The 22261-nt window shown below is 68.4% G+C and carries 24 protein-coding genes; 9 read left to right on the forward strand and 15 right to left on the reverse strand.

Features of this window, described 5'->3' with window-relative positions:
* Nucleotides 1-17: 17 nt before the first annotated feature.
* The 4 genes from ACZ5IK_RS19355 to ccrA all read right to left on the reverse strand — a co-directional run bounded on the left by ACZ5IK_RS19355 (nucleotide 18) and on the right by ccrA (nucleotide 4292).
* Entirely contained in the window at nucleotides 18-1181 is a 1164-nt protein-coding gene (locus tag ACZ5IK_RS19355) for an adenylate/guanylate cyclase domain-containing protein (protein WP_465488899.1), read from the reverse strand.
* Nucleotides 1181-1630 (reverse strand): universal stress protein, encoded by a 450-nt coding sequence (locus ACZ5IK_RS19360; RefSeq protein ID WP_465488900.1) that lies wholly within the window; start codon nucleotides 1628-1630, stop codon nucleotides 1181-1183. Before ACZ5IK_RS19360 ends, ACZ5IK_RS19355 begins: the two co-directional genes overlap by 1 nt.
* A gap of 107 nt (nucleotides 1631-1737) precedes the next feature.
* On the reverse strand, nucleotides 1738-2847 hold the full coding sequence (locus ACZ5IK_RS19365) for a chromosome segregation protein (protein ID WP_465488987.1): 1110 nt from the start codon (nucleotides 2845-2847) through the stop codon (nucleotides 1738-1740).
* A gap of 104 nt (nucleotides 2848-2951) precedes the next feature.
* Entirely contained in the window at nucleotides 2952-4292 is a 1341-nt protein-coding gene (gene ccrA, locus ACZ5IK_RS19370) for a crotonyl-CoA carboxylase/reductase (protein ID WP_465488901.1), read from the reverse strand.
* A gap of 203 nt (nucleotides 4293-4495) precedes the next feature.
* Here ccrA and ACZ5IK_RS19375 point away from each other — a divergent pair, with 203 nt between their 5' ends.
* Nucleotides 4496-4864, forward strand: coding sequence for an SPW repeat protein (locus tag ACZ5IK_RS19375; RefSeq protein WP_465488902.1), 369 nt, complete (start codon nucleotides 4496-4498; stop codon nucleotides 4862-4864).
* A 16-nt stretch (nucleotides 4865-4880) separates the two neighbouring features.
* A complete protein-coding gene (locus ACZ5IK_RS19380) occupies nucleotides 4881-5444 on the forward strand; it encodes a TetR/AcrR family transcriptional regulator (protein WP_465488903.1) in 564 nt (187 codons plus the stop codon).
* On the opposite strand, the gene mce is transcribed toward ACZ5IK_RS19380, so the two are convergent.
* Nucleotides 5438-5887 carry a methylmalonyl-CoA epimerase gene (mce, locus tag ACZ5IK_RS19385; RefSeq protein WP_101610072.1) on the reverse strand — a complete coding sequence of 150 codons (450 nt, stop codon included), beginning with the start codon at nucleotides 5885-5887 and terminating at the stop codon, nucleotides 5438-5440. The genes ACZ5IK_RS19380 and mce overlap by 7 nt on opposite strands.
* A 132-nt stretch (nucleotides 5888-6019) precedes the next feature.
* On the opposite strand from mce, the gene ACZ5IK_RS19390 reads away from it, so the two are divergent.
* Entirely contained in the window at nucleotides 6020-7201 is a 1182-nt protein-coding gene (locus tag ACZ5IK_RS19390) for an acetyl-CoA C-acetyltransferase (protein ID WP_465488904.1), read from the forward strand.
* Between the two features lie 5 nt (nucleotides 7202-7206).
* Nucleotides 7207-8175: a methylmalonyl Co-A mutase-associated GTPase MeaB gene (meaB, locus tag ACZ5IK_RS19395; protein WP_465488905.1), complete on the forward strand. Its 969-nt coding sequence runs from the start codon at nucleotides 7207-7209 to the stop codon at nucleotides 8173-8175.
* A gap of 46 nt (nucleotides 8176-8221) precedes the next feature.
* On the opposite strand, the gene ACZ5IK_RS19400 is transcribed toward meaB, so the two are convergent.
* Together ACZ5IK_RS19400 and ACZ5IK_RS19405 are read right to left on the reverse strand one after the other, a co-directional pair.
* Nucleotides 8222-8575 carry a beta/gamma crystallin domain-containing protein gene (locus ACZ5IK_RS19400; protein WP_465488906.1) on the reverse strand — a complete coding sequence of 118 codons (354 nt, stop codon included), beginning with the start codon at nucleotides 8573-8575 and terminating at the stop codon, nucleotides 8222-8224.
* 126 nt (nucleotides 8576-8701) lie between these two features.
* Nucleotides 8702-9289: a hypothetical protein gene (locus ACZ5IK_RS19405; protein WP_465488907.1), complete on the reverse strand. Its 588-nt coding sequence runs from the start codon at nucleotides 9287-9289 to the stop codon at nucleotides 8702-8704.
* Nucleotides 9290-9434: 145 nt separating this feature from the next.
* Here ACZ5IK_RS19405 and ACZ5IK_RS19410 point away from each other — a divergent pair, with 145 nt between their 5' ends.
* Both ACZ5IK_RS19410 and ACZ5IK_RS19415 read left to right on the forward strand, forming a co-directional pair.
* The gene (locus ACZ5IK_RS19410; protein ID WP_465488988.1) at nucleotides 9435-10115 is read left to right on the forward strand and encodes a peptidylprolyl isomerase; all 681 of its coding nucleotides are present in this window, start codon (nucleotides 9435-9437) and stop codon (nucleotides 10113-10115) included.
* A 155-nt stretch (nucleotides 10116-10270) separates the two neighbouring features.
* Nucleotides 10271-11932, forward strand: a complete 1662-nt coding sequence (locus tag ACZ5IK_RS19415) for a DUF262 domain-containing protein (RefSeq protein ID WP_465488908.1) — start codon at nucleotides 10271-10273, stop codon at nucleotides 11930-11932.
* A 98-nt stretch (nucleotides 11933-12030) separates the two neighbouring features.
* On the opposite strand, the gene pdxR is transcribed toward ACZ5IK_RS19415, so the two are convergent.
* On the reverse strand, nucleotides 12031-13410 hold the full coding sequence (pdxR, locus tag ACZ5IK_RS19420; protein WP_465488909.1) for a MocR-like pyridoxine biosynthesis transcription factor PdxR: 1380 nt from the start codon (nucleotides 13408-13410) through the stop codon (nucleotides 12031-12033).
* A gap of 46 nt (nucleotides 13411-13456) precedes the next feature.
* Here pdxR and ACZ5IK_RS19425 point away from each other — a divergent pair, with 46 nt between their 5' ends.
* Together ACZ5IK_RS19425 and ACZ5IK_RS19430 are read left to right on the forward strand one after the other, a co-directional pair.
* Nucleotides 13457-13921, forward strand: coding sequence for a carboxymuconolactone decarboxylase family protein (locus tag ACZ5IK_RS19425; protein ID WP_465488910.1), 465 nt, complete (start codon nucleotides 13457-13459; stop codon nucleotides 13919-13921).
* On the forward strand, nucleotides 13918-14661 hold the full coding sequence (locus ACZ5IK_RS19430; protein WP_465488911.1) for an isocitrate lyase/PEP mutase family protein: 744 nt from the start codon (nucleotides 13918-13920) through the stop codon (nucleotides 14659-14661). Before ACZ5IK_RS19425 ends, ACZ5IK_RS19430 begins: the two co-directional genes overlap by 4 nt.
* 60 nt (nucleotides 14662-14721) lie before the next feature.
* Here the strand turns inward: ACZ5IK_RS19430 and ACZ5IK_RS19435 are convergent, their stop codons facing one another.
* The 6 genes from ACZ5IK_RS19435 to ACZ5IK_RS19460 form a co-directional block, all read right to left on the reverse strand.
* Nucleotides 14722-16350, reverse strand: a complete 1629-nt coding sequence (locus tag ACZ5IK_RS19435; RefSeq protein ID WP_101610064.1) for a solute symporter family protein — start codon at nucleotides 16348-16350, stop codon at nucleotides 14722-14724.
* Complete coding sequence (locus ACZ5IK_RS19440; protein WP_465488912.1) at nucleotides 16347-16688, reverse strand: DUF485 domain-containing protein; 342 nt, start codon at nucleotides 16686-16688, stop codon at nucleotides 16347-16349. The genes ACZ5IK_RS19435 and ACZ5IK_RS19440 overlap by 4 nt, the downstream gene beginning before the upstream one ends.
* A gap of 67 nt (nucleotides 16689-16755) precedes the next feature.
* Nucleotides 16756-18489 carry a sodium/solute symporter gene (locus ACZ5IK_RS19445; RefSeq protein WP_465488913.1) on the reverse strand — a complete coding sequence of 578 codons (1734 nt, stop codon included), beginning with the start codon at nucleotides 18487-18489 and terminating at the stop codon, nucleotides 16756-16758.
* On the reverse strand, nucleotides 18489-18836 hold the full coding sequence (locus ACZ5IK_RS19450; RefSeq protein ID WP_465488914.1) for a hypothetical protein: 348 nt from the start codon (nucleotides 18834-18836) through the stop codon (nucleotides 18489-18491). The genes ACZ5IK_RS19445 and ACZ5IK_RS19450 overlap by 1 nt, the downstream gene beginning before the upstream one ends.
* A complete protein-coding gene (locus ACZ5IK_RS19455; protein ID WP_465488915.1) occupies nucleotides 18833-19603 on the reverse strand; it encodes a LytR/AlgR family response regulator transcription factor in 771 nt (256 codons plus the stop codon). The genes ACZ5IK_RS19450 and ACZ5IK_RS19455 overlap by 4 nt, the downstream gene beginning before the upstream one ends.
* Nucleotides 19600-20640 carry a sensor histidine kinase gene (locus ACZ5IK_RS19460; protein WP_465488916.1) on the reverse strand — a complete coding sequence of 347 codons (1041 nt, stop codon included), beginning with the start codon at nucleotides 20638-20640 and terminating at the stop codon, nucleotides 19600-19602. The genes ACZ5IK_RS19455 and ACZ5IK_RS19460 overlap by 4 nt, the downstream gene beginning before the upstream one ends.
* A gap of 71 nt (nucleotides 20641-20711) precedes the next feature.
* On the opposite strand from ACZ5IK_RS19460, the gene ACZ5IK_RS19465 reads away from it, so the two are divergent.
* Complete coding sequence (locus tag ACZ5IK_RS19465) at nucleotides 20712-21167, forward strand: hypothetical protein (RefSeq protein ID WP_465488917.1); 456 nt, start codon at nucleotides 20712-20714, stop codon at nucleotides 21165-21167.
* Nucleotides 21168-21250: 83 nt separating this feature from the next.
* Here ACZ5IK_RS19465 and ACZ5IK_RS19470 read toward each other — a convergent pair whose 3' ends face one another.
* On the reverse strand, nucleotides 21251-22240 hold the full coding sequence (locus tag ACZ5IK_RS19470; protein ID WP_465488918.1) for an ABC transporter substrate-binding protein: 990 nt from the start codon (nucleotides 22238-22240) through the stop codon (nucleotides 21251-21253).
* Between the last annotated feature and the right edge of the window lie 21 nt (nucleotides 22241-22261).

Here is a 22261-nt window from a genome sequence, read left to right on the forward strand (position 1 = left end):
CGCGACGAGCGAAGCGATCAGCGTCGCCGACGTCGCTTCGAGCGAGGCCGAGGCGGTAGCGAGTCCGCGGTGGCGTCCTCGATCTCCTCGGCGAGCTTCTCGACGTCAGGAGACTCCGAAGCGGCGGTCCCAGGCGTCAGCCCCAGCATCTCCGCGGCCAGCTGCTGCGAAGACGCGAACATGCCCGAAGGCTGCTCCTGCGCCCGCCGCAAGGACGAAGGCCGCAGCCGGTTGTATCCCCGCACCGAAACCGGCCGCCGCGTGCGGACCTCGTACTCCGGGAACCCCAGGAGTTCGGTCGCGAGTTCCTTGTCCACCAGGATGGTGCCCGGCCGCGCGGTCGAGGTGAGGCGGGCGGCGAGGTTCACGACCGAGCCGTAGACGTCGCCGAACCGCAAGAGGATCCGGCCCGACGCCAGCCCTGCGCGGACGGCGGGCAGGGTTTCGTCGGCGTCGGCGCGTTCGGACAGCGCGAGGGCGATCTCGGCGCCGTCGACGGCGGAATCGGCGACGAACAGCACCTCGTCACCGATCATTTTCACGATCCGGCCGTGGTGCTCGGCGACCACTTCGGTGGCGACGGATTCGAACCGGTCGAGGACGGCGCTCAGCTCGTCTTCGCCGATCTGCCTGGTCAGCCGGGTGTAGCCGACCATGTCGACGAAGCCGACGACCTCGGTCCTTGCCTGGAGGTCTTCGTCCGGGGACGCGAACGCCCGCCCGGCGTAGGCCGCGAGGTGCCGCCGCCAGACGAAGTTCTGCACCTGCTCCAGTTCGGGCAGCAGCCGGTCGACGAGTCGCGCGATCTGGCGTTCGCTGGTGCCGATGTCCTTGTTCTCGGTGATCATCGTCCACAGCATGTGGACCTGCCATTCCGCGAGCCGCGAAAGGTGCTGGCCCAGCGCGCGCGTCACCGCCAGCTCGATGCTCGGGTCGATCAGGCCCGAGTTCATCAGCTGGTCGGCGGTGCGGATCGCTTCGATGTCGGCGTCGGTGAAGACGACCTCGTCGTCATCGACGGTGGCGAAGCCCAGCGCACGCCAAAGCCGCCGAGAACGCTCTTCGGGAACGCCCGCCTTCTCGGCGACTTCGAGCCGGGTGTACTTGCGTCTGCCGCCGAGCAGGATCCGTTCGAGACGCTGCTGAAGCGCGTCGGGCGCGGGCTCGCCGGAATCGGCCATTACGTGGTGTGAACGATGAGCACGTCCACACCCGACTTCCGGGCCACTTCGGACGGCACGGAGCCCAGGATGCGGCCGGCGAGCGTGTTCAGCCCGCGGTTGCCGACCACCAGCAGGTCCGCGGAGCGTTCGGAGACGACCTTGCGCAGCGCGTCGACGGGGTCGCCGACGACGGCCGTGGTCTCGATGGCCTTCGCGCCCGCCTTGCTGGCCCTGTCCCGGGCCGACAGCAGGGTGTCCTCGGCCGGGGCCGAACCGACGACCTGGTACGCCTCGTCACCGAGGGCGTCCTGCGCCTTCTCCACGTCGCCCTTGTTGGCGGGGTAGTAGGCGCACACGATGACCAGGGTGGCTCCGGAGTCGCCCGCGACCCCCGCCGCCCGGTCGACCGCGGCGAACGAGGAATCCGATCCGTCCGTGCCCACGACCACGGTCCGATATGCAGCCATCCGCAACCTCCACCGATCTCCTCTGGCTCGCACATGCGCGCGAGCAGCGACGATAACCGCTGGACGATCGGCCCGCAGGCCGTCGTGAAGGCGGTCGGGTGAGAAGGTTACTCGCCAGTCGGTTTCTGCGCTGCCGCAGGTCGAGGTGAAGGCTTCGCGCCGGATGTGGCCTTCGGCACATCGGCCGTCCGGATCTGCACGGTGGCTTCCGAGTCGGGCGACGGCTTCGCCTTCAGATCCGCCGGGACGTGCGGTTCGTCGCCGAGGACGTGCGTCGCCTCGGCGAGCGCGGTCCGCGCGGTGCGGACCTGCTCGGCCAGGCTGGAGCGCACCTTGCGGAGGGATTCGACCCGTTCGGTGGCCTGGGTGATCCGCCGGTTGGACTCTTCGGTGGCCTGCCGGACGCGGCGGCGTGCCTCGTCGGCCGCCTCGGCGAGCCGGGCGTTGGCCTCGGTGATCGAGTCCTGCTTGCGCTTGTTGGCGTCGGCGACGGACTCGCGCTGACGGCGCTCGATGTCGGCCTTGGCCGCTGTCTCCTCTTCGAGCACCTTCGCGCGGATGGTGGCGGCGTCCTCGGTGGCCTCGCGGACGCGACGGGCGGCCTCGGCCTTGCTCGAGGCCTCCTGCTCGGCCAGCGCGTGCATGGCTTCGGTGCGCCGCGACGCCATCGCGATCTCGAAGTCCTCTTCGACCTGCGTGCGGCGCTGCTGCGACTCGGCGTCGAGCTTGTCGCGCTCGGCCTTCGCCTTGTCGGTGATGTCCTTCGCCTCGGCGCGCGCGGTCTCCAGCACACCGCGGTGCTCGGCCTCCATCTCCTTGCGGCGGAGGTCGAGCTCGTTGAGCAGCTGCTCGTAGCGGGCCCGCATGGCGCTCGCGTCGGTCTCCGCCTTGGCGCGAATGTGCCCGGCTTCGGCTTCCGCGCGCGCCTTCGTGTCGGCGGACTCGTCCTGCGCGAGCCGCAACATGCGCTGCAGGCGCTCGGAAAGGCCTTCGACGCTCGTCGGCGGCTGGGCGAGCCTGTCGACCTGCCCGCGCAGGTCCGCGATCTCGCCGCGCGCGGTCTCCAGCTGCCGTGCCAGGTCGCCCGCCTGCCCGATGGCGGCATCGCGATCGGCGGTGAGCATCTTCAGATCGGCGTCAAGCCGTTCGAGATGTTCGTCGACCTGCGCACGGCTGTAACCGCGCTTCGCCACGTCGAAGCCGGCTCCCAGCGGCACTAGCTCCCGTTCCTCGCCAAGGCTCATCCTTCTACCGTAGTCGAGCTGGAGTCACGGAAGGGTGAGCACCCACGCAACGCGCGGCGAAAGCGCGTTCTGGCGCGCTAAACGTTCCGGAAGGCGTTGATCCCGTCGATGTGCTTTTCGCGCAGCTCGTGGTTGCGGACGCCCAGACCTTCTTCCGGCGCAAGGGCGAGCACGCCGACCTTGCCCTGGTGGGCGTTGCGGTGCACGTCCAGCGCGGCCTGGCCGGTGTCTTCCAGCGAGTAGGTCTTCGACAGCGTCGGGTGGATCAGACCTTTCGCGATCAGCCGGTTCGCCTCCCACGATTCGCGGTAGTTCGCGAAGTGGCTGCCGATGATCCGCTTCAGGTTCATCCACAGATAGCGGTTGTCGTACTGGTGCATGAACCCGGACGTCGACGCGCACGTGACGATCGTGCCGCCCTTGCGCGCGGCGTAGACCGAAGCGCCGAAGGTCTCACGGCCCGGGTGCTCGAAGACGATGTCCGGGTCCTCGCCACCGGTCAGCTCGCGGATCTTCTTGCCGAACCGCTGCCACTCCTTCGGGTCCTGGTTGTTCTCGTCCTTCCAGAACTTGTAGTCCTCGGCGTTGCGGTCGATGATCAGCTCCGCGCCGAGCTTGCGGCAGATCTCCGCCTTCTCGGGGCTGGAGACCACGCACACCGGGATCGCGCCGCCGTTGAGCGCGTACTGCGTCGCGTAGGAGCCGAGGCCGCCCGAAGCGCCCCAGATCAGCACGACGTCGCCCTGCTTCATGTCCGCGCCGTTGCGCGAAACGAGCTGTCGGTAGGCCGTGGAATTCACCAGACCGGGGGACGCGGCCTCTTCCCAGGTGAGGTGATCCGGCTTCGGCATCAGCTGGTTCGCCTTGACCAGCGCGATCTCGGCGAGTCCGCCGAAGTTCGTTTCGAAGCCCCAGATCCGCTGCTCGGTGTCGAGCATCGTGTCGTTGTGCCCGTCCGGGCCTTCGAGTTCCACGTTGAGGCAGTGCGCGACGACCTCGTCGCCCGGCTTCCAGTTGTGCACGCCGACGCCGGTGCGCAGCACGACGCCGGACAGGTCCGAGCCGACGACGTGGTACGGCAGGTCGTGGCGCTTCGACAGCGGCGAGAGCCGCCCGTAGCGCTCCAGGAACTTGAAGGTCGAGACCGGCTCGAAGATCGAGGTCCAGACGGTGTTGTAGTTGATCGCGCTCGCCATGACCGCGACCAAGGCCTCGCCCGGGCCGAGTTCCGGGGTCGGGACCTCGTCCACGTGCAGCGACTTGCGCGGGTCCTTGTCCCGGCTTTCGAGGCCCTGGAACATGTCGGCCTCGTCCTTGTGCACGGTCACCCCGCGATAGGCCTCCGGCACGTCGAGCGACGCCACGGCGCCGAGATCATCGTTCAGAATGGCCTGCTGGATCTCGCCGAGCTGCGTCATCGGAACCTCCGCGAATGGGGGGACGGCGTTGGCGCCTCAAATTACTCACGGGTAACCAGGTCCACAACCGTACGAGACGTGGAGCACGTACACATCCCGAAGTGTTATCGACCGGTCTTGACCGGCTGGCCAACCAAGCGGACCATCGGAGGTGGAGATCTCTCCGACCTGCAGGTTCAGCCGATTTTCGGAGGTGAGCACGCATGAACGAACCCACGACGCGCCCCTGGACACGTCCCCATGACTGGGCGGAGGTGGCCGTCGGTGCCGTGGTCGCGCTTTCACCCCTCTGGATGACCACGGACAACACCGCGATGTGGACGCTCGTCGTCCTCGGCGCGCTGATCGCCCTCGACGGTCTCGCGTCGCTCGCGATGCCTGGCATGGTTTACGGCGAGGGCATCCAGATCATCCTGGGCGCGCTGCTGTTCATTTCGCCTTGGGTGATGGGATACGCCGACTTCATGGGCGCGTCCTGGACCGCCTGGATCGGTGGCGTCCTGACCGTGGTGGCCGGGGCGGCCGCGATGCCGATCGCCCAGGCGACGCACAGGACGGCGGGACAGCACTGACGCGCAAGGAGACCACGTGAAAGAGGATTCGGCGAAACAGCGCATTCTGCGGGCCGCGGAGGCGCTTTTCGCCGAATCCGGTTTCGACGCCACCCCGACCTCCCGGATCGCCGAGCGGGCCGGGGTGCCCAAAGGGCTGGTGCACTACTACTTCCGGCGCAAGTCGGATCTGCTGGCCGCGCTGGTCGCCGAGCTGCCGGACGCCCGGATCGAACCGGCCGTCGTGGTGGTCCCCGGCGATCTCGCGGGCAGCCTGCGCGGCCTGGTCATGGAACTCGACAGGCGGTTCAACCGGTCCCTGGCGCTGTCACACCTGTTGTGGCGCGAGGCCGATACGCACCGCGCGGTCCGCGACGCGCTGGGTGAACGGTTCCAGCAACTCGTCCGTCAGGTGAAGGCGGTGATCGTCGCCGCGACCGGCGGCGAACTCGCGGTCGCGGACGTCGATTCGGCGTCCGGCCTGCTCGCGCGGGCGGTCAGCCATCGCCACGCGACCGCGCGGCACAGCGAAGACGGGGACCCCGCCGAGATCGATCGCGAGGTCGCCTTCATCGCCCAGGCGTTGACACGCGGTCAGTGACCGTCTTTCGCGGGCTCGACCAGTTCCACCAGCACGCCACCGGCGTCCTTGGGATGCACGAAGTTCACCCGGCTGTTCGAAGTGCCGCGCTTCGCCTCGTCGTAGAGCAACCGGAGTCCCTGCGCACGCAGCGCCGCGGCGGCCGCGTCCACATCGGACACTCGGTACGCCAGCTGCTGTAGACCGGGGCCGCTCTTCGCGAGGAACTTGCCGATCGCCGAGTCCTCGCGAAGCGGTGCGAGGAGCTGGATCGCCGTCTCGGTCCCCGCGGTGCCCGGCGCGCGGAGCATCGCTTCGCGGACGCCCTGCTCTTCGTTGACTTCTTGGTGCGCCACCTCCAGGCCGAAATGCTCGGTGTGGAAGGCGATCGCGGCGTCGAGGTCGGGTACCGCGATGCCGACGTGGTCGATGGCGGTCACGAAGGGTTTCAGCGCCTGGTTCATGCAAAGCAGGATAGGTCCGCGGGCGGGCGAACCGGCGTGCGCCGCCTCACACTGGCTCCATCAAGAGGCCCTCGCCCCGGGTATGGTCGCGAAGACCGCCTATTGCCCTTGCGCCGATGCTTGGAGGACGCCGTGTCCGGTTCCGTGATCCTGGGTGCCGCCCGTACACCGATCGGGCGATTGCTCGGTTCCCTGAAGGACTTCTCGGGTGCGCAACTGGGCGGATTCGCGATCAAGGCGGCACTCGAACAGGCCGGGGTCTCCCCGGACGCCGTCCAGTACACGATCATGGGCCAGGTCCTCACCGCCGGCGCCGGGCAGATCCCGGCACGCCAGGCCGCGGTCGCCGGTGGCATCCCGATGACCGTCCCGGCGCTGACCATCAACAAGGTCTGCCTTTCCGGTCTCGACGCCATCGCGCTCGCCGACCAGCTCATCCGCGCGGGCGAGTTCGACCTGATCGTGGCGGGCGGCCAGGAGTCGATGACCCAGGCGCCGCATCTGCTGCCGAAATCCCGCGCCGGCTTCAAGTACGGCGACACGACGCTCGTCGACCACATGGCTTACGACGGCCTGTTCTGCGCCTTCGACCAGGTCGCGATGGGCGCGTCGACGGAGAAGTACAACACCCGCTACGGCCTCACCCGCGAGCAGCAGGACGAGTTCTCCGCGCGCTCGCACCAGCGTGCCGCCGCCGCCATCGCGGAGGGCCGCTTCGACGCCGAGATCGCGCCGGTGACGATCCCGCAGCGCAAGGGCGACCCGGTCGTCTTCTCGAAGGACGAGGGCGTCCGCGCCGACACCACCGCGGAAAGCCTCGCGAAGCTGCGCCCGGCGTTCGCCTCCGACGGCACGATCACCGCCGGTTCGGCCTCGCAGATCTCCGACGGCGCGGCCGCCGTCATCGTCGCCAGCCGGGCCAAGGCCGAGGAACTGGGCTTGACGCCGCTCGCCGAGATCGGCGCGCACGGCGTGGTCTCCGGTCCGGACGCCAGCCTGCACGAGCAGCCGTCGAACGCGATCCTGGCCGCGCTGGCCAAGGAGAAGCTGACCGCGGACGCGCTCGACCTGATCGAGATCAACGAGGCCTTCGCGGCCGTCGGCCTGGTTTCCAGCGAGAAGCTCGGTGTCGATGTCGACAAGGTGAACGTCGACGGTGGCGCCATCGCGCTCGGTCACCCGATCGGCGCTTCCGGCGCGCGCCTCGCCGTGCACCTGATCCACGAACTCCGTCGTCGCGGTGGCGGCCTCGGCGCGGCCGCCCTTTGTGGCGGCGGCGGCCAGGGCGACGCGCTGCTGCTCCGCGTTCCGTAAAGCCCTTGCCGGTACAACTGGACATCGACGAACTGGTCGGTCGCGCGCGGGACGGCGTCCCCCGCGCGATCGCCCGGTTGCTGTCGCTGGTCGAGGACGCGCATCCGCAGTTGCCCGAAGTCGCGGCGAAGCTGACGCCGCACACCGGCAACGCGCGCGTCATCGGGCTGACCGGACCGCCCGGTGTCGGCAAGTCGACATCGACGTCCGCGCTGCTCACGGCTCTGCGGGCGCAGGGGCGGCGGGTCGGGGTGCTGGCGATCGACCCGTCGTCGCCGTTTTCCGGTGGTGCCCTGCTCGGCGACCGGATCCGGATGACCGAGCACGCCACCGATCCCGGCGTCTTCATCCGTTCGATGGCCACCCGCGGACATCTCGGCGGCCTGTCGTGGGCGACCCCGCAGGCGGTCCGCGTACTCGACGCGGCCGGGTTCGACGTCGTGCTGATCGAGACCGTCGGGGTCGGGCAGTCCGAAGTGGACGTCGTGAAGCTGGCCGACACCACGGTGGTCCTGCTCGCGCCCGGGATGGGCGACGGCATCCAGGCGGCCAAGGCGGGGGTGCTGGAGATCGCGGACGTGTTCGTGGTCAACAAGGCCGACCGCGAGGGCGCGGACGCGACCGTCCACGACCTCAAACAGATGATCTCCTTGGTGCGCCGGGAGATCCGCGGGCCGAGCTGGCGTCAGCCGATCGTGCGAACGGTCGCCTCGCGCGGCGAGGGTGTCGACGACGTCGTCCGCGCGCTGGGCGAACATCACGACTGGCTGGTCCAGCGGGCCGAACTGCCCCGGCGCCGCGCGGCGCGGGCGCGGGACGAGGTCGAGGCGATCGCCGTCCAGCGGCTGCGCGCGGAGATCGTCGACCTGCGCTCCGGCGACCGGCTCGCCGAACTGGCCGAACGAGTGGTCGCGCGCAAGCTCGACCCGTTCGCGGCGGCCGCGGAACTGATCGCGGACCTTAGGGACTCGTGAGTGGTAAGGACGGTTCTAACCGTCCTTACCACTCACGAGGCTTTGTTCAGAGGATTTCGATGACGCGGACCTTCGGCGGACGGTTCGGGAAACTGATATCGGTCCACCGATTGATTCTCACGTCAGCGCCATTGCTGTCGTAATAGATCAGGTCGTTGTTCCCGGTGTAGATCCGGTCGATCCACCAACCCCCGAAACTGATCCTCCCTCGGTTGGCGTAGCAGTCGACACTGCTGCTCCCGCCGAGGTGCGACCAGATCTTCAGGAAGTTCTCCCCGTCCCTGCAGGGGATGTGGTCGATGGCGAACGACGTCCCGGTCGGCACGAGCATGCTGAACGTGGCGGCAGCGGCGGCCGCCACGGCCAGGATGCGCCGGGCCTTCTTCTTGCTCGAGATCACAGAATTCTCCTTTAGTGAAGGGAAAAGGAGTGTGCTTCGTGCGAGAACGAGCATCTCGATCAAGAGGGGCCGGTGTCAATTTCCCGGGTGCGTTGAGACAACCAAGTCTGGTCGTCCGTGCAGCGGTCAGAATTCCACGTACATTTTGATGTCGCCGAAGTCGCTGTCGAGATTGTCCAAATGGGCGATCGCGTCCTCTTTCCAGACCTCGAGCTGGTTCGTCTCGCCGTACGTGAGCTGTTCGCCGTCGGCGGCCTTGTTGGCGTAGTTCGTGATGGTGACTGTCTGCCCCCGGCAGAACTCGACGCGTTCCAGGAACCTGTCCGCCATGTCCGGATCGAAGACACGGCCCATCCGGACGTAGCCGTTGTTGATGTGCTCCTCGCAGTAGAAGTGCGCCGCGGCGGAGGCGATCCACTCGGTCAGCGACGGTTCGCCGGGCGGCCACTTCTCGCGGACGTGCGACTTGATCTCTCTGGCGAGGCGGATGACCCGGCGCCGTTCGAGGTCGGTCAGCCCGTCCTCCTTGCGGAAGTCGAGGATCATGTCGTCGACGATCTTGGCGAGCCTGAGGACGCGCGGCTTGTCGAGTTCGGCGGGCTTGTCCGGCGGCTGCCCGGCCATGACCCTCTCGTGCACCAGGACGTACTGCGTGTACGCGTAGAGGAAGGTCAGCGCGTTCAGCTGCCACTGGTGTCGTTCGGCGATCTCCACGGCTCGACCCTAACCGCGGACCTACTTCCGGACCTGTGTAAGCGGCGGGGATTCACCCTATGCTCTCTTCTTCGTCCACGGCTGGGAGGCAGGAACCGTGCAGAGGATCGCGAAAGTCTTTGTGGCTGTGCTGGGCGCCGGGCTGATGCTCGCGGCCGGTACCGGAACGGCGTCCGCGGAGGCCGTTCCCCCGAAGGTCACGAAGGGGCCTTGCCAGTACACGCAGACACCGGAGGACCCGGCCGCGCGGCCGGTCCCGCTGCCGCCGGACCCCCGTCACACGCCGAGCCGGGGCAAGGTGCCGGTGCAGCTGAAGACCAACCAGGGCAAGATCGATCTGACCCTCGATCGGGCGAAGGCGCCGTGCACGGTGCAGAGCTTCCTGCATCTGGCGACGCACCGGTTCTACGACCGCACGACCTGCCACCGGCTGACCGCGTACCCGACCTTGAAGGTGCTGCAGTGCGGTGACCCGAGCGGCACCGGCGAGAAGGGCCCCGGCTACAAGTACAAGGACGAACTGCCCGTCGGCCTGCCGCCCGCGCCCACCGACCCGACCGGCGAGCGCAAGGTGTATTCGCGCGGTGTCCTCGCGATGGCCAACGCGGGCCCGGCGACGAACGGAAGCCAGTTCTTCGTCGTTTACGGCGACTCCGCGCTGCGCCCGAACTACACGATCTTCGGCACCGTCGGCCACGAAGGTCTCGAAACCCTCGACGACGTCGCCGCCGGTGGCATCAAGCCGACCCCGGAGGACCCCGCCCCGGTCGACGGCGCCCCCGTCCTGAAGACCGACATCCTGCGGGCGCGCCCCTGGTTCTGCTGACCCCCGTCGCGTTTCGTCCTCTAGTCGCGGTGGTTCGTTGTGCGTACTACCGCAACTAGAGGACGAAACGCGGGTGATCTGGCCACGCGGAGTAACACGATCCAGCATTCATACGACTCGTAGGGGGCCCGCACGTCCCGAAGTGGATTGGTCGTATGAAGAAGCTTGAGGCCCACGAAGTGCCGTTGTCGAAAGTGTTCTCGAGCGACTACGAGTTCACCATCCCCGATTACCAGCGGCCTTACACCTGGGGTACTGAGCAGGCGACCCAGTTGTTCTACGATCTGTACGACGCTGTCGACCGCAACCCCGACGAGCCGTACTTTCTCGGTTCGGTCGTCTTGGTCAAAGACGCGAGCGTTCCGCGAGCCGAGGTGATCGACGGTCAGCAGCGGTTGACCACCCTGACCATCCTCTTGTCGGTGCTCCGAGAGCTGAGCGACGACGCGAAGGACTACCTGGACAAGCTGATCTGGGAGCCTGGCGACCCCATCCAAGACCTGGCTTCACGGCCGCGGCTCAAGCTGCGGCGCCGGGATGAAGACTTCTTCCGCAAGCACGTCCAGGATCGCGGCGGCCTGGCCGTGCTGGAGAACGGTGCAGCACCCGCAAACGACGCGCAGGAACGTATCGCGGACAGCATCAACGCGCTGCGCAGGCTCTTGGAGCAGAGGAGTCCGAAGGAGCGTTTCGCGCTGGCGAAAACCATCGTTCAGCGGACGTTCTTGGTGATCGTCAGCACGCCGGACCTGGCCAGCGCTTACCGCATCTTTTCGGTGATGAACTCGCGAGGTGTGGAGCTGTCGCCGGCCGACATCTTCAAGTCCAGGGTCGTCGGCGCATTGCCCGATGCTCTGAAAGAGAAGTACGCCGGCAAGTGGGAGGACCTGGAGGTCGACCTCGGCCGCGATGCCTTCGCGGACCTCTTCTCCCACATCCGGATGGTCTACATGAAGGTGCGGGCACGGAGGGAGTTGCTTCAGGAGTTCGAGGTCAGCGTGCTCAGCGGCTTCTTGCCCGACAGGCCGGCCGCGTTCGTTGACGAGGTACTCGAACCGTACGGGCAGGCCTACGGAGACCTCCTTGCCGGTGATTATCAGTCAGTGGACGATCCGGAAGAAATCAACCGCTGGCTGCGCCGTCTGCATCGGCTCGATGACTTCGACTGGCAGCCACCCGCGCTGTGGGCTTTCACCCACCATCGTTTCGACTCCAAGTGGCTAGAGGAGTTCCTTCGCAAACTCGACCGCCTAGGTGCGTCCATGCTCCTCCGCCGCTTCAACACCCACGAGCGTGGTCAGCGCATCGGGCAACTCCTTCGTGAACTTGACGATGGTCTGGGACTGGACGCTCCGGCGCTCGACCTGACGCCGGGCGAATGCGCTGAGGTGATCACCAGGTTGGGTGGCGAGATCTACAACCAGTGGATCGTCCGGAAGTACGTACTGATCCGGCTTGACGAACTGTTGTCGGACCCGGAGGCCCTTCGATACGAGCCCAAGATGATCACCGTCGAGCATGTTCTCCCGCAGAATCCTCAGCGCGGCAGTGACTGGACACGGCTGTTCACCCCGGAACAGCGCTTGTTCTGGACCCATCGGCTGGCGAACCTGGTCCTGCTGAGCCGCAACAAAAATGCCCAGGCGAAGAACTATGACTTCGCCGTCAAGAAGACGAAGTACTTCACTGCCAGGTCCGTTTCCAATTTTCCCCTCACCACGCAGGTGCTGGCTACCGAGAGCTGGACGCCGGACGTTCTGGAGCGGCGCCAGCAGAACCTGATCGGTGTTCTCGGCGACTTCTGGGACCTGTTCTGATGGCGGTGCCGCGCGCTGACCCCCGTCGCGTTTCGTCCTCTAGTCGCGGTGGTTCGCACAACGAACTACCGCAACCAGAGGACGAAACGCGGGAGGTGTTAGGTGACTTCGAAGATGGCTTCGCACAGGGCCTGGGTGGCGCCGCCGAAAGCGTGCTTCGCGGCGGCGCCGTACCCGATGATGAGCCCTTCGCGCTGCGGCTCGCCGATCCAGTAGCCGCTGAGCCCTTCGAGCCCGATCGCCCGGCGGCGGCACGCGGCCATCACCTCCATCTCCCGGGGGAGCTCGCCGGGAAACTGGAGCACCAGATGCAGCCCCGCCGAGATGCCCTGCGGCAGCACGGAATCCGGCAGAGCCGTGAGCAGCCGGTCCCGCCGCGAGCGGTACTCGGCGCGGCAACGGCGGATGTGCTGGTCGTAGGCGCCCGACTCGATCAGTTCGGCCATCGCCAGCTGGTCCAGCAGCGCGGGCCGGGCCCCGCTCGCGACCAGTTCCGCGCGCACCGGTTCGACCAGGAACCGCGGCAGCACCATCCAGCCCAGGCGCAGGGCCGGCGCGAGGGTCTTGCTCGTCGTCCCCACGTACACGACCCGTTCGGGTGCCAGCGCCTGCAGTGCGCCGACCTGCTGATGGTCGAACCGGAACTCGCCGTCGTAGTCGTCCTCGATGACGACGGCGCCGGTCTCCTCCGCCCATCGGGTGAGTTCCGCCCGTCGCCGAGGGGCGAGCGTGACGCCGAGCGGGTATTGGTGCGCCGGGGTGACCACCACCGCCGGACTGTCCAAAGCGGACACCTCGATCCCGTGGTCGTCGACGGGGACGCCGACCACCCGCGGGCCGTTGGCCGCGGCGATGTCCCGGTAGAGGTGCAGCGACGGGTTCTCGAACGCGATCTCGTCCGCGCCGCGCGCGTGCAGCACCCTGGCCAGGATCGCCATCGCGTGCGAGAACCCGGCGCACACCAGGATGCGTTCGGGGTCGGCGACCACGCCGCGGCTCCTGGCCAGATACGCGGCGAGCGTCTCCCGCAGTTCCGCCGCCCCGGACTCGGCCGGGTAGTCGAACGCGGACGCCGGGGCCTGCTGCAGGGCCCGCCGGGTCGCCGCGAGCCAGGCAGACCGGGGGAACGCGGACAGGTTCGGCCTGCCGGGACGCAGGTCCCAGCGCGGCGCCGGGTCACGGGGGACGGGCCTCGGCGGTGACGCGGGCAGCGCGCCCGCCGTCGCGACGCGGGTCGGGGCGCCCTGCGCGGTCCGCAAGTACCCCTCGGCGGCGAGGTCGGCGTACACGCGGGTGACCGTTCCCCTGGCCACCCCGAGGTCCTGGGCCAAAGCCCTGGTCGAGGGCACCGCGGCGCCCGCCTGCCAGCGTCCCTCCCGGATGGCCGCGCGGATCGCGGCTGCGAGCCCGGTCCGGCCGCTTTCGGGGCGCCAGTCCAGGTGGACGTCCATTCCCGAACTGGACCATGATTCTGCCATGTGACTGGACCATACTCGTGGGCCAGTTGCCGCTAGATTCGTAGTCATGACAGAGCGAATCCACCTGGGCAAACGAGTCCCGGAGATCTACCAGGCCATGGCGAAGCTGCAGGCCGAAGTCGAGAAGGCCGCCGCCAACGCCGGCGTCGAACAGAAGCTCCTCGAACTGGTGAAGATGCGCGCGTCGCAGATCAACCACTGCGCCTTCTGCCTCGACATGCACTCCCACGACGCGGTGCAGCAGGGTGAGTCGCCGAGGCGGCTGTACGTGCTCCAGGGCTGGCGCGAGACCGAGCTCTTCACCGAGCAGGAGCGTGCCGCGCTGGCGCTCACCGAGGCGATGACCAACGTCGCCACCCTCCACGAAGTCCCGGACGACGTCTACGAAGAGGCGACCCGTGTCTTCGACGAGGCGCAGTACCGCGCGGTCGCGTGGGAGATCATCGCGATCAACAGCTGGAACCGGATGTGCGTGACCAGCCACGCGCCGCTGCCCGAGCGCGCCGAATGACCGCGGCTCTACTGCGGGAACTGCACGTCGCGGGCACGCCGCTGCTCCTGCCGAACGCGTGGGACGCCGACAGTGCACGTCTCGTGGAGGCGGCCGGATTCCCTGTGGTGGCAACGAGTTCCTTCGCCATCGCCAAGGTGCTCGGTTATGAGGACGGCGAGGCCGCGCCTGCCGCCGAGATGTTCGCCGCGGCCGCGAGGATCGCGCGGGCGGTCTCCGTGCCGGTGACCGTCGATGTGGAATCCGGCTACGGCCTCGAAGCGGGGGTACTCGCCGAGAGACTGGCCGAGACGGGCGCTGTCGGCTGCAACTACGAGGACACCGACCACGCGAACGGAGGGATCCGCCCGCTGGACGAGCAGGCGGAACGGATCGCTCGGCTACGCAAGGCCACCGGTGACGCGCTGGTGATCAACGCCCGGGTCGACGTCTTCCTCGGCGCCACCGATCAGTGGGCCGTGCTCGAAGACGCCGTCGCTCGTGGCAGGGCGTATCTGGAGGCCGGGGCGGACTGCGTCTACCCGATCATGCTGAAGTCGCAGGACGGACTGGGCGACTTCGTGAAGGCCGTCGCTCCCGGCGCGGTCAACGTCGCTCCGCTACCCGGAGGCCACGATCTCTCCGCGCTCGCCGAACTGGGGGTGGCGCGGATCTCGCTGGGTACCGGCCTGTGGAAGTCCGTTCGCGCGGACATCGAGGCGAAACTGGCCGGGGTCGCGGCGGGGAAGCTGCCGTACTGAGTGAAAACCGGGACGGTGCGGCCGGGGGGCGTTGGATGCCCGGCCGCACCGTCCCGGCGACTAGTGGGAAACCGCCTTCTCGGCGCCCGCGCCGGTGAGGGAGCGGACCTCCATCTCGGCGTACTTCTTCTGGTTGTGTTCCTTGGACAGCACGGTGCCGAGCCAGCCGAGGAAGAACGCCACGGGGATCGAGACGATGCCGGGGTTGTCGAGCGGGAACCAGTGGAAGTCGACGCCCTGGATCATCGAGGCGCTCTTCCCGGTCTTCGCGTCGACGGGCTTACCCGAAACCGCCGGCGAGAACACGATCAGCAGCACACAGACCGCGAGACCGCCGTAGATGCTCCACAACGCGCCCTGCGTGTTGAACCGTTTCCAGAACAGCGAGTACAGGATGGTCGGCAGGTTCGCCGACGCCGCCACCGCGAACGCCAGTGCCACCAGGAACGCGATGTTCTGACCGTTGGCGAGGATGCCGCCGAGGATCGCGACCGCGCCGATCACCAGCGCGGTGATCCGGGCGACCTTCACCTCGGAAGCCGGCGACGCCTTGCCCTTCTTGATCACGTTGGCGTAGACGTCGTGCGCGAAGGACGCCGACGCCGTGATCGTCAGGCCCGCGACCACCGCGAGGATCGTCGCGAAGGCGATCGCCGCGATCAGGCCCAGCAGGACCGGCCCGCCGAGTTCGAGCGCGAGCAGTGGCGCCGCCGAGTTCACGCCACCCGGCGCGGCCTTGATCGCGTCCGGGCCGACGAGCGCGCCCGCGCCGTAGCCGAGCACCAGCGTGAACAGGTAGAAGATGCCGATCAGCGCGATCGCCCACACCACCGAACGGCGCGCTTCCTTGGCCGTCGGCACCGTGTAGAAGCGCATCAGGACGTGCGGCAGGCCCGCGGTGCCGAGGACCAGCGCGATGCCGAGCGACAGGAAGTCCAGCTTGGTGGTGCCGGTCTTGCCGTACTGGTTGCCCGGTCCGAGCAGCGCTTCGCCGGCCTTGCCCGCCTTGTCCACGGCGCCCTGCAGCAGCGCGGAAAGGTTGAAGCCGTACATGCCGAGCACCCACAACGTCATCGCGAGCGCGCCCGCGATCAGCAGTGCCGCCTTGATGATCTGGACCCAGGTGGTGCCCTTCATCCCGCCGATGAGCACGTAGGCGATCATGATGATGCCGACGATCACGATGATCGCGGCCTGCCCGGCCTTGCTCTCGATCCCGAGCAGCAGCGCCACGAGGCCACCGGCACCCGCCATCTGCGCCAGCAGGTAGAAGAACGACACGGCCAGGGTGGACGTCGCCGCCGCGGCCCGCACCGGACGCTGCTTCATCCGGAAGGCCAGCACGTCGCCCATGGTGAACTTGCCGGTGTTGCGCAGCAGTTCCGCGACCAGCAGGAGCGCGATCAGCCACGCCACCAGAAAACCGATGGAGTAAAGGAAACCGTCGTAGCCGTAGACGGCGATCGCGCCCGCGATCCCGAGGAACGACGCGGCGGAGAGGTAGTCGCCCGCGATGGCGACGCCGTTCTGCGGACCGGTGAACGCGCGGCCCGCGGCGTAGTAGTCGGAAGCCGTCTTCGTGTTGCGGCTGGCCCGGAACACGACGAACAGCGTGACCAGCACGAAGAGACCGAAGATGGTGATGTTGAGTGTGGGGCTGCTGCCCTCGACTCCGGCGGCGAGGGTCATTTGGTCTCACTCTCGATGTCCGTGCGGATCTTCTCCGCGAGGGGGTCGAGTTTCTTGTTCGCGTAGCGGACGTAGAGCCCGGTGATCACGAAGGTCGAAACGAACTGCAGCAGGCCGAAGACGAGTCCGACGGTGATGTTGCCGAACAGCTTCGTGCTCATGAAGCCGTGCGCGTAGTCGGCGAGCAGCACGTAAAGCAGGTACCAGACGAGGAACAGCACCGAAACGGGGAACACGAACCGGCGCAGCCGCGAACGCAGCTCTTGGAACTCGGGGCTGTCGTGGGCTTTGTCCCAGTCCGTTTCAGGCGGACTGGGAGCGTCCGTTTCGGTGCTCATCGTGCTCTCCTTGCGCCGCGAATGTGTTCCGCGACACGTTAGGGAGGGGTCATGAGGACCGGAACCTTCAGCGGTTCAAACGCCTGCCGAGACGACGAACGGTCGACGAACGGTACTCGGACCACGACGAAGGGGTCTCGGCTGTGCGATCGTCCAGATGCAGCCGCAGCATGGCGGCCGTCGACCAGGCGGGAGGCCTGCCCCGCAAGGAAACCACGATCATTACTCCGAATGCCAGCGGAACCGACCACGGCGCGGGCTGGGACACGAGGATGGCGGGCAGGCCGCTCAGCGTCGGGGCGAACAAGGCCACGAGGATCGAGCCCGAAGAAGCGACGAGTCCGGTGAGGACACCGCTGATCGCGCCCGCCGCGGTGAGCCGGTTCCACCAGATGCCGAGGACCAGCAAGGGGCAGAAGGTCGACGCGGCCACGGTGAAACCCCAGGTGACGAGGACGCCCGCGTCCAGTCTGGCCGACGGCAGGGCGAGCAGGACCATCACCGCCGCGGCGCCGAGCACCGACCACCGCAGTCTCCGCAGGCCGCCGGGCGCCAGGTCGTGCGCGATCGCGCCGGAGATCACCAGCAGCAGGCCGAGTGACGTCGCCAGGAACGCGGCGAACGCGCCCGCCGTCAGCAGCCCGGTGAACAGCGACCCCGCCCAGCCGTCGTCGACCTGCGCCGGCAGCGCGACGACGACGGTGTCCGTCGCGCCGGAGACGTACAGTTCGGGCACCAGCACCCGGCCGAGGACGCCGTAAACCCCTGGGAACAGGTAGAAAACGCCGAGCAGGGCGACGGTGATCGCCGCGGTCCGGCGGGCGGCGCGGCCGTCCGGGCTGGTGTGGAAGCGCATCAGGACGTGCGGCAGGCCCATCGTGCCGAGCATGGTCGCGATCAGGATCGCCCAGGTGCCGAGCAGTGGATAACCGTGATCGCCGAGGTCGAGCAACGGCCGCTGCCAGTCCGGCCCGCCCAGCGGGGCGCCGCCCCGGACGGCGGGAACCGGTGTGCCCGCCGCGAATTCCAGCTTCTCGCCACTCCTGGCGATCAGTTCTCCCGGCGGCACGACGTGCTTCTCCGGGCTGAGCAGGGTGGTCGGTTCGCGCAGGGTCAGCGTCACGTCGATCTCGAAGGACAGCTGGGTGTCACGGGCGAAGTGGGTGAATTCCACCGGGTGCACCGAAGCCGCCCGTTCCTCCGGGGAGACCTGGGAGACCAGCCAGATCGCGGGGACGATGAACAGCAGCAGTTTCAGCACGAACTGGAACGCCTGGACGTAGGTCGCCGCGCGCATCCCACCGAGCGCCAGTGTCGCGCTGACGGCGGTGCCCGCGATGACGACGCCCACCCAGTACGGCGTCCCGCCGACGGCGGTCAGCACGAGCCCGGCGGTCCGGAACTGCGGTACCAGGTAAAGGGTTCCGATCACGAGGACGACGAACGCGGCGAGTCGGCGCAGCGCGGGGGAGGCCAGCCGGGCCTCGGCGAAGTCCGGGACGGTGAGCGCGCCGGAACGTCGCATCGGCGCCGCGACGAGCACCAGCATCGCGATGTACCCGGCGGTGAACCCGACCGGGTACCAGAGCGCGCCGATGCCGTCCTTCACCACCAGCCCGGCGACACCGAGGAACGACGCCGCGGACAGGTACTCGCCGGAGACGGCGGCCGAGTTGACCAGCGGCGAGATCCGGCGTGACGCGACGAGGAAGTCCGACGTCGTGCGCATGGCGGCGACGCCGCGCAACCCGATCAACAGGGTGATCAGCACGACGGGGGCCACCGAGAGCGCCGTGACCACTAGTCGTCCTCGATCTTTTCCGCCCGGCGCAACTGCCACCACGACAGCAGCGCCATGGCCGGGTACGGGAGGACCGCGATCATCAGCCAGGACAGCGGGATCCCCAGCAGCCGCACCGAATCCAGGCCGGGGAACAGCGCGAACACCAGCGGGAGCCCGAACACCAGGCCGAACATCCCGGCCAGCGCGGGGAGCCCGCGACGGCGCTGGGCCCGGTAGAGCAGGTTCGCGCGTTCGGCGTCGCCCGCCGCCAGCCGGGGGACACGCCAGCGCCCGCGTGCCCGGCGCCGCGAATGCGCGAGCCGGGTCTGCGGGCTGGTGACGGCGACCCGTTTGACGCGGCTCACGGACGGCCCCCTCGGCCGAGTTCACCGCGTTGCGCGGCGGCGAGCAGCCTGTCGCGCAGGTCGCGCGCGTGGCGGCGGCTCACCGGGACGTCGCCCGCTTCGGTATGCGCCAGGAGCCCTCCGGTGGTGTCGCTACGCAGTTCGAGCACCGCGTCCACGGCGAGCAGGAACCCCCGGTGCACGCGGGTGAATCCCGTTCCCTCCCAATACTCTTCGAGCCGGGAGATGGGCATCCGCGTGACATGGACACCGGACTTCGTGTGCAGCCGGACGTAGTCGCCGTGTGCCTCGACGAACTGGACGTCGTCGCGCCGGACGTAGCGCGTGCGCCCGCCGGATTCCACCGGTAGCGCGGACATCGCGTCCGGCGCGGGTTTCGGTTCGTCGGCCTGGTTCCCCACCATCCGGACCACTTTGGACAGTGCGGCGGACAGCCGCTCCGCGCGGACCGGTTTGAGCAGGTAATCGACAGCGCCGATGCCGTACGCGGCGACGGCGTGGCCGTCGTGCGCGGTGACGAACACGATTACCGGCGGCTCGTTCAGCCGCGCCAGCAACGAGGCGAGCTCGAGCCCGTCGAGGCCGGGCATGGAGATGTCGAGGAAGACGGCGTCGAAATGGCTGCCCTGCAACATCTTGAGCGCGTTGAGTGCGTCACCGGCAGCGACCACCTCGGCGACTTCCGGCGCCTCGCGCAGCAGGCTGCACAACTCGTCGAGGGCGGGCGGGACGTCGTCGACGGCCAGCACCCGAAGACCGTTCGTCACGGCAGCACCCCCGGCTGGAACCGGGGCACGCGCACCACGACCCTGGTGCCCGCGCCGGACTCGGTCTCGACCGTCAGGCCGTACCAGGGCCCGTAGACGCTGCGCAGTCTTCTGTCCACATTGGCCAGTCCGACGCCGTCGCCGCGCCCGGCCAGAATCGCCGCCGCGCGGGCGGGGTCCATGCCGGGACCGTCGTCCTCGACGCTGATCACGCAGTCGTTCCCTTCCGCCATTCCCTGCACCTGGATGAACCCCGCCTCCGACCGTGGTTCGATCCCGTGCCGGATCGCGTTCTCCACCAACGGTTCCAGCACGAGGTACGGCACCGCGACGGCCAGCACCTCCGGCGCCACGCGCACCTGGACCCGCAGCCGTTCCCCGAGCACCGCGCGCTGCAGCGCCAGGTAGGTCTCGATGGCGCGGAACTCCTCGGCGACCATCGTGTACTCGCCGTGCCGGGCGAGGCTGTAGCGGGTGTACTCGGCGAAGTCGAGCATCAGGTCGCGGGCGCGATCCGGATCGGAGCGGACCAGCGAGGAGATGACGGTGAGCGCGTTGTAGACGAAATGCGGGGAGATCTCGGCCCGCAGCGCGCGCAGTTCCGCCTCCGCGGCCTGCTCGGCGGACGCCTCCAGCCGCCCGCGTTCGAGCGCGTGGACGACGAGCTCGGCGGCCTGGCGGGCGACGGTGTTCGTCCCGCCCGCGACCAGGAGGACGCCGGACAGTTCTTCGTGGACGTGGAGCGGAAGTGCCAGCAGCCCGGGTTCGGACACCGGCGTCTCTGAGTGGAGGACCTCGTCGAGCGCCGACACCACGACGTCGTCGGCCGCCGGGCGGCCGGACCAGATGAGCGAGCCGGAAAGATCGGTGAGCCCGATGCCGGGGACCCCGAACAGCCGCCGGAGGCCGTGCGTCGCGTGGCGGGCGCGGGGCCCGGCGAGGCCGTCCATGAGATCGTCGGAGACGCGCTGGGCGGCGGCGAGCACCGGCACCGGATCCGCGCTCGCGGCGGGACGCCAGGGCAGACGGGTGGTCATCCGGCCTCCTCCGCGACGTCGAGGGCTAGATCCTAACGTCGGTGCGTGGTTTCGGCGGTTACGCTCCGGGCATGGTCACCGGGGATGCCGTGGTGCTGCGGTTGGACGTCGTCATGCGACGGCTCGCTTGGGCGGGCTTCGTGGTCTTCGGCGCCGGTGGCGTCGTGTGGCTGTTCTCGCAGGTGGTGTTCGGGCTGTTCTGCGTGGCTTTCGCGGGGGTGATCCTGCTCGGGCTGCGGCGCTCGGCTTCTTCTCTGGTGGTTTCGGCGGCGGGGTTCTCGGTGCCGGGCGTTTTCGAAGTGAGGTGGACCGAGGTCATGCGGCTGCGAGTGTCGCGGGAGAAGCGGCGGGTGGGGCGGTGGATGCACTGGTGGCACTACCGGCTCTCATGGTCCGGTAGTGGGCCGGAGGTGCTGCTTGAGGACGGTGAGTACGCGTACGCGTTGGGGCACCTGGGTGGGGGCGCGGCGCTCTACGCGGCTTTCGCCCGCTTCGCTCCCGCTGGGCTGGTCGAACTCTCGGAGTGAGCCAGTCCCGGATGTCATGAAAGGGGCTTTCAAGACGTTTTTCGTCCTGAAAGCCCCTTTCATGACACTTCGCGAGCCCGGCGTCAGCAGCTCTGCTTGTAGAAGTACTGCGCGTTGGCGTCCATGTTCGCCTTGGTGATGGAGTGCAGCGAAGCGGTCAGGTTGCGCGTGACCGGCTTGCCCTCCAGCGCCGCGATGGCCTGCTGCACGCCCTGCTGCCCGATGGCGGCCGGGTCCTGGGCGATGAGGCCCTGGTACTCGCCCTTCTTCAGGCCCTCGATCTCCGACGGCGAAGCGTCGAAGCCGATCAGGTTGACCGCGCCGATCTTGCCCGCGTTCCGCAGGCCGGTCGCCGCGCCCTCACCGGTGTTGAGGTTGGTCGCGAAGATGCCGATCAGGTCCGGGGTGGACGCCAGCGCGGCGGTCACCTTGGACGCGGCCTGGTCGGGCTCGTTCTGGGTGAACTGCACGCCCGCCGACTTCAGGTTCGGGTAGTTCTTCAGCTCGTCCTCGAAACCCTTCGCACGGGCGTTCGTGGTCGAGGTACCCGCGATGGTGTCGAGCACCAGCACCGAACCGGTCTTGCCAGCGGCCAGCTCCGACATCGTCTTGGCGGCCAGCTTGCCGCCCTCGGCGTTGTCCGAGGAGATCGACGACTCCGCCACGCTGGTGTCCTTCAGCGCGGTGTCGACCTCGATGACCTTCGCGCCGCGGCTCTTGACCTGCTGGATCGGCGCGAGCATCGCCTGCGCGTCGGTCGGCGCGATGAGCAGCGCTGCGGGCGGGTTGGAGCCCAGCGCGTTGACCAGCTGGGTCTGCATGGCGGCGTCGAACTTCTGCGGCGCCTGCGTGGTGATCTCGTAGCCGGCCTTCTTGGCCTCGGCCTCGGCACCGCACTGCATCGAGATGTAGAACGGCTCGGCCTGCACGCCCGGGATCAGCGACATCTTCTTGTTGTTGGTCTTGGCGCCGGAGTCGCCCGACGACGACTCACCGACGGTGCCGCCGCCGCACGCGGTCAGCAGGAGGGCCGCGGAGACGGCGGCACCGGTGACGAGCAGGGTCTTCTTCATGGGGCTTGCACCTCTTTGTGC

It is taken from the genome of Amycolatopsis sp. NPDC031561 (assembly GCF_055580625.1).